Here is a 6,702-nt window from a genome sequence, read left to right as displayed (position 1 = left end):
GCACGAACGTGAGACCCGGCGACGACAAGCGCCGAGCGGCTGCGCGACCCGGCGCGGCGCCCGCTGCTCGTGGTCGTCACCGACGGGCGCGCGACCGCGGGCGGCGACGTGGACCGGGCCGCCGGGCTGCTGGCGGGCACGGCCGGGATCGTCGTGGACTGCGAGGACGGTCCGGTCAGGCTCGGCCTGGCGGGACGGCTCGCCGCCCGGCTCGGGGCGCGGCTCGTCCCGCTCGGCGACCTCGACGGGATCGTGCGCGCCCACCGCGGGCGCGACGCAGGAAAGGCGGCCTGAGATGCCCCAGGGAAAGCCCGTGTCCGTCCCCGACGACGGCCTCACCACCCGGCAGCGCCGCAACCGGCCACTGCTGATGGTCCACACCGGCCCGGGGAAGGGGAAATCGACGGCGGCGTTCGGGATGGCGCTGCGGGCGTGGAACCAGGGCTGGCCGATCGGGGTGTTCCAGTTCGTGAAGTCGGCGAAGTGGCGCATCGGCGAGGAGCGCGCGCTGCGGGTGCTCGGGGCGAGCGGCGAGGGCGGCCCGGTCGCCTGGCACAAGATGGGCGAGGGCTGGTCGTGGATCCAGCGCCCCGGCACCGAGGAGGACCACGCGGCGGACGCCCGCGAGGGCTGGGCGCAGATCAAGCGGGACCTGGCCGCCGAGACGTACCGTTTCTATGTGCTCGACGAGTTCACCTACCCGCTCAAGTGGGGCTGGCTCGACCTGGACGACGTGGTCGAGACCCTCACCGCGCGCCCCGGGACCCAGCACGTCGTCGTCACCGGGCGGGACGCGCCCGCGCGGCTGGTCGAGGCCGCCGACCTGGTGACGGAGATGGGCAAGGTCCGGCATCCGATGGACGCCGGGCAGAAGGGGCAGCGGGGCATCGAGTGGTGATCCCCCGGCTGGTCGTGGCCGCGCCGGCGTCCGGCAGCGGCAAGACGACCGTGGCGACCGGGCTGATGGCGGCGCTGCGGGCGCGCGGCCTGGCGGTGTCGCCGCACAAGGTCGGCCCCGACTACATCGACCCCGGCTACCACGCCCTCGCGGCGGGGCGGCCGGGCCGCAACCTCGACCCGTGGCTCGCGGGCGAGGAGCGGGTGGCGCCGCTGTTCCTGCACGGCGCCGCCGGCTGCGACGTGGCGGTGGTCGAGGGCGTGATGGGCCTGTTCGACGGGCAGGGCGACACGGGGTTCGCCTCCACGGCGCATGTCGCGGAGCTGCTCGCGGCGCCGGTGGTGCTGGTCGTGGACGCCGCGCGGCAGAGCCGGTCGGTCGCGGCGCTCGTGCACGGGTTCGCGACGTTCGAGCCGGGCGTGCGGATCGGCGGCGTCGTCCTGAACCGGGTGGGCTCGCAGCGGCACGAGGAGCTGTGCCGGAGCGCGCTGGAGGCGACGGGCGTGCCGGTGCTCGGCGCGATCCGGCGGGACGACGCGGTCGCCACCCCGTCCCGCCACCTCGGGCTCATCCCGGCGGCCGAGCGGGGCGCGGAGGCCGTCCGGGCGGTGGAGCGGCTCGGCGCGCTGGTGGAGCACTCCTGCGACCTGGACGCACTGCTCCGGCTGGCGGCCACCGCTCCCCCGCTGCCGGGGCCCGCCTGGGACCCGTCGGACCATGTGACGCCGGTCGAGGGCGGCCCGGTCGTCGCGGTGGCGGGCGGGGCGGCGTTCACCTTCTCCTATGCCGAGCACGTGGAGCTGCTGCGCGCGGCGGGCGCCGAGGTGGCCGTCTTCGACCCGCTGCGCGACGAGGCCCTGCCGGACGGGGCCGGCGCGCTCGTCGTCGGCGGCGGCTTCCCGGAGGTGCACGCCGCCGAACTGGCCGCCAACGCGCCGATGCTCGCGGAGGTGGCGGCGTTCCCCGGCCCGATCGCCGCCGAGTGCGCGGGGCTCCTTTATCTGTGCGAGGAACTCGACGGCCGGGCGATGTGCGGGCGGGTGCCGGGACGGGCGCGGATGACGTCCCGGCTGACGCTCGGCTACCGGGAGGCGGTCGCGGTGGCGGAGTCGCCGCTGACCCGTCCGGGCGAGCGGTTCCGCGGGCACGAGTTCCACCGGACCGCGCTGGACACGGAGGCCGGGCCGCTGTTCCGGTGGCGGGACGGCCGCGACGGCTACGGCGACGAGCGGATCACCGCCTCGTACCTGCACCTCCACTGGGCGGGTTCCCCGGAGGCGGCTCAGCGGCTGGTGTCGTCCTCCAGGTCGCCCTCCGCCTTGAGGTAGACCTCCTGCAGCCCTTGGAGGATCTCCGGGTCGGGGTGCTCCCACATGCCGCGTTCGGCCGCCTCCAGCAGCCGCTCGGCGATGCCGTGCAGCGCCCACGGGTTCGACTCCGCCATGAACGCGCGGTTCTCCTCGTCCAGGACGTAGGCGGCGGTGAGCCGGTCGTACATCCAGTCGGCCATGACGCCGGTGGTGGCGTCGTAGCCGAACAGGTAGTCCACGGTCGCGGCCAGCTCGAACGCGCCCTTGTAGCCGTGCCGGCGCATCGCCGCCAGCCACCGCGGGTTGACGACGCGGGCCCGGAAGATCCGCGCGGTCTCCTCCGAGAGGGTGCGGGTGCGGACGGCGTCCGGGCGGGTGCTGTCGCCGACGTAGGCCTCCGGCGCCCGGCCGGTCAGCGCGCGGACGGTGGCGATCATGCCGCCGTGGTACTGGAAATAGTCGTCGGAGTCGGCGATGTCGTGCTCGCGGGTGTCGACGTTCTTGGCGGCGACGGCGATCCGCCGGTAGGCGCTCTCCATGTCGGCGCGGGCGGGCACGCCGTCGAGGTCGCGGCCGTAGGCGTGGCCGCCCCACACCGCGTACACCTCCGCGAGGTCGGCGTCGTCGCGCCAGTTGCGGCTGTCGATGAGCGGCAGCAGCCCGGCCCCGTAGGCGCCCGGCGCGGACCCGAACACGCGCATCGTGGCGCGGCGCTCGTCGCCGTGCCGCTCCCGGTCGGCCCGCACATGCGCGCGGACGTAATTGTCGGCGTCCGGTTCGTCCAGCCCGGCGACGAGCCGGACCGCGTCGTCCAGCATGGCGACGACGTGCGGGAACGCGTCGCGGAAGAAGCCGCTGATGCGGACGGTCACGTCGATGCGCGGCCGGCCCAGCTCGGCGAGCGGGACCGGCTCCAGCGCCGTGACGCGGCGGGACGCCTCGTCCCAGGCGGGGCGGACGCCGAGCAGCGCGAGGACCTCGGCCACGTCGTCGCCCGCCGTGCGCATCGCGCTCGTCCCCCACACCGACAGCCCGACCGAGCGCGGCCACTCCCCGTGGTCGGCGCGGTAGCGCTCCAGGAGCGAGTCGGCCATCGCCTGCCCGGTCTCCCAGGCGAGGCGGCTCGGGACGGCGCGCGGGTCGACCGAGTAGAAGTTGCGGCCGGTCGGCAGGACGTTGACGAGGCCGCGCAGCGGCGACCCGCTCGGGCCCGCCGGGATGTAGCCGCCGTCCAAGGCGTGCAGGACGTGGTCGAGTTCGTCGGTCGTCCGGGCCAGGCGCGGGACGATCTCGGCGGCGGCGAACTCCAGGACCCGCGCCACCGCGTCGCGGCGGTCCGCCGGGACGTCCCCGGCGACCTCGCGGGCGGCGTCCGCGGCCCAGCCGGCGTCCTCCATGGCCTGGACGAGGGCGCGGGCGGCGGTCTCGGCGGCGTCCACGTCGGCGCGGCCTTCGCCGCCGTCCTCGCTGAGGCCGAGCGCCTCCCGCAGGCCGGGCAGCGTCTCGCGCCCCGACCACATCTGGCGCGCGCGGAGCATGGCCAGCACGAGGTCGACGCGGGTGGCGCCGGCGGGCGCCTGGCCGAGGACGTGCAGGCCGTCGCGGATCTGCGCGTCCTTCACCTCGCACAGCCACCCGTCGACGTGCAGGAGGAAGTCGTCGAACTCGGTGTCGTGCGGGCGGTCGTCCAGGCCGAGGTCGTGGTCGAGCTTGGCGGCCTGGATGAGCGTCCAGATCTGGGCGCGGATCGCGGGCAGCTTCGCCGGGTCCATCGCGGCGATCGTCGCGTGCTCGTCGAGGAGCTGTTCGAGGCGGGCGATGTCGCCGTAGGTCTCGGCGCGGGCCATCGGCGGGACCATGTGGTCCACGAGGACGGCGTGCGCGCGGCGTTTGGCCTGCGTGCCCTCGCCGGGGTCGTTGACGAGGAACGGGTAGACCAGCGGGACGTCGCCGAGCGCAGCGTCGGTGCCGCACGAGGCCGACATGCCCGCCGCCTTGCCCGGCAGCCACTCCAGGTTGCCGTGCTTGCCGACGTGGACGATCGCGTGCGCGCCGAACTCGTCCGACAGCCACCGGTACGCGGCCAGGTAGTGGTGGCTGGGCGGCAGGTCGGGGTCGTGGTAGATCGCGATGGGGTTCTGGCCGAAGCCGCGCGGCGGCTGCACCATGACGACGGCGTTGCCGGCGCGCAGGGCGGCGAGGACGATGCCGCCGTCCTGGACGAACAGCTCCCCGGGCGGCGGGCCCCAGTGCCGCTCCATGCCTGCGCGCAGGTCGGCGGGCAGGGTGCGGTACCAGCGCTCGTAGGCCGCGGCGGAGATGCGCACGGGGTTGCCCGCGAGCTGCTCCTCGGTGAGCCAGTCCTCGTCCTGGCCGCCCGCCGCGATGAGCGCGTGGACGAGGGCGTCGCCGTCCTGCTCGTCGACGCCGGGGAAGCCCTCGCCCAGGTCGTAGCCCGCGTCGCGGAGCCGGGCGAGCAGCCGGACGGTGCTGGCCGGGGTGTCGAGGCCGACGGCGTTCCCGACGCGGGCGTGCTTGGTCGGGTACGCCGACAGCATCACCACGACGCGGCGCTCGGCGGCGGGGGTGTGCCGGAGCCCGGCGTGCCGGACGGCGATGCCGGCGACCCGCGCGGCCCGCTCGGGGTCGGCCGCGTAGACGGTGAGCCCGTCCTCGTCGACCTCCTTGAACGAGAACGGGACCGTGATGATCCGGCCGTCGAACTCGGGGATCGCGACCTGCGACGCCGCGTCCAGCGGGGACAGCCCGTCGTCGCTGGCCTCCCAGGCGGCCCGACTCGTGGTGAGGCAGAGGCCCTGGAGAATCGGGACGTCCAGCGCGGCGAGGGCGCCCACGTCCCACGCCTCGTCGTCGCCGCCCGCCCCGGCCGTCGCGGGCCGCGACCCGCCCGCCGCGAGCACGGTCACCACCAGCGCGTCCGCCCGGCGCAGCGTGTCGAGCAGCTCGGGCTCGGCGGTGCGCAGCGACGAGCAGAACACCGGCATGGCGCGCCCGCCCGCGTCCTCGACGGCCGTGCACAGCGCCTCGACGAACGCGGTGTTGCCCGCCATGTGGTGGGCGCGGTAGTAGAGCACGCCGACCACGGGCCCGGCGCCGTCGCGGGCGGCGCGGTCGAGCCGCCCCCAGGCCGGCGCCGGGGCCGGCGGCGCGAAGCCGCGCCCGGTCAGCAGCACGGTGTCGGACAGGAACGCGTGCAGTTCGGCGAGGTTGGCGGGGCCGCCGTGGGCGAGGTAGGCGTGCGCCTCGGCGCACGCGCCGCCGCTGACCGTGGACAGCTCCATCAGCTCGGCGTCGGGCGCCTGCTCGCCGCCGAGGACGACGACCGGGCGCGGGCCCGCGAGCAGCGCGTCGAGGCCGTCCTCCCAGGCGCGGCGCCCGCCGAGCAGCCGCACCACGACGAGGTCGGCGCCCTCGGTCAGGTCCGGGAGGTCCTCGACGGTGAGCCGCGCCGGGTTGCCCAGGCGGTAGTCGGCGCCGGACGCCCGGGCGCTCAGCAGGTCGGTGTCGGACGTCGACAGCAGCAGGACCGTGCGGCCGTGCTCGGACACGGAGCATCCTCCCCCTGGGGTCCTCGCCCCGGTAGCGGGTTGTCGCGACGGCAGGAGTCTCCTGGCTCCCGGATCGACGCTCGCCCCGGCCTTCCCGTCCTCGCGGACAGTGGCCTACAGCGGGGTTCGCTCCCCGGTCACAGTGGCGGGACCGCGCCGGATTCGCACCGGCTTCCTCCCATTGCCATCGCCTGGGCAGAAGAGTACGGCAGCGCGGTCGCCCTGCAAACTGTGGTTAACATCCTCCCCGTGCCGAATGTCAGAGCCCGCGCCGACGCGTGCCCCGGGGCGCTGCGCACCCACGACGCCGCCGACGGGCCGCTGGCGCGCGTCCGCGTCCCGGGCGGCGCGGTGTCCGCCGCGCAGCTCGCGGTGCTCGGCGCCGCCGCCCGCGAGCTGGGGCGGGACGTGATCGAACTCACGTCCCGCGGCAACCTCCAGGTGCGCGGCGTCCGCGATCCGGCGGCCCTCGCGGCCCGGCTGGAGGCGGCCGGGCTGCTCCCGTCGGCGACGCACGAGCGGGTGCGCAACATCGTCGCGTCCCCGCTCGGCGGGCGCGGCCCGCGCGGCGCCCTCGCGACGGACCCGCTGGTCACGGCGCTGGACGAGGCGCTCCGCGGGCGTCCGGGGCTGGCCCGGCTGCCGGGCCGGTTCCTGTTCGCGCTCGACGACGGCACCGGCGACACGGCCGCGCTGGAGGCCGACGCGGCGCACACCCCCAGCGGCCTCCTGCTGGCCGGAACGCGGCTCGGCCCCGTCTCCGGCGACCCCGTCGCGGCGCTGCTCGCGGCGGCGGAGGCGTTCCTGGAGATCCGGGGGAACGCCTGGCGGCTCGCCGAGGTGCCGGACGGCGTCCGCCGCGTCGCGGAGCGGCTGGCCGCGGCCGTGCGGGAGACGCCGCCGCGCCCGGACCCCGCCCCGCCGC

Annotated in this window: 4 protein-coding genes, 1 pseudogene and 1 riboswitch; of the genes and pseudogenes, 4 read left to right on the top strand and 1 reads right to left on the bottom strand. The window is 76.4% G+C overall.

Going from position 1 to position 6,702, the window contains the following annotated elements; translation table 11 throughout:
• Positions 1 to 33: 33 nt before the first annotated feature.
• From ABWI07_RS43640 to ABWI07_RS43630, 3 genes and pseudogenes are all read left to right on the top strand, one after another.
• Positions 34 to 294: pseudogene (locus tag ABWI07_RS43640) on the top strand (vWA domain-containing protein); the annotation flags it as partial.
• 1 nt (position 295) lies between these two features.
• Positions 296 to 898 (top strand): cob(I)yrinic acid a,c-diamide adenosyltransferase, encoded by a 603-nt coding sequence (gene cobO, locus ABWI07_RS43635; RefSeq protein ID WP_353822150.1) that lies wholly within the window; start codon positions 296 to 298, stop codon positions 896 to 898.
• The gene (locus ABWI07_RS43630; protein ID WP_353822151.1) at positions 895 to 2,226 is read left to right on the top strand and encodes a cobyrinic acid a,c-diamide synthase CobB; all 1,332 of its coding nucleotides are present in this window, start codon (positions 895 to 897) and stop codon (positions 2,224 to 2,226) included. Before cobO ends, ABWI07_RS43630 begins: the two co-directional genes overlap by 4 nt.
• Here the strand turns inward: ABWI07_RS43630 and cobN are convergent.
• Positions 2,181 to 5,777, bottom strand: coding sequence for a cobaltochelatase subunit CobN (gene cobN / locus ABWI07_RS43625; protein WP_353822149.1), 3,597 nt, complete (start codon positions 5,775 to 5,777; stop codon positions 2,181 to 2,183). The two genes, ABWI07_RS43630 and cobN, sit on opposite strands and share 46 nt — an antisense overlap.
• Positions 5,778 to 5,809: 32 nt before the next feature.
• A riboswitch (cobalamin riboswitch) is annotated at positions 5,810 to 5,981 on the bottom strand.
• Between the two features lie 45 nt (positions 5,982 to 6,026).
• Here cobN and ABWI07_RS43620 point away from each other — a divergent pair.
• Positions 6,027 to 6,702: ferredoxin-like domain-containing protein (locus ABWI07_RS43620; RefSeq protein ID WP_502912915.1), on the top strand; the 676-nt coding region annotated here is incomplete at its 3' end.

The organism is Actinomadura sp. NPDC000600 (assembly GCF_040492135.1).
GTDB lineage: Bacteria > Actinomycetota > Actinomycetes > Streptosporangiales > Streptosporangiaceae > Spirillospora.
Note: the sequence above shows the minus strand (reverse complement) of the source record. Positions and strands in the feature narration are given on the sequence as shown.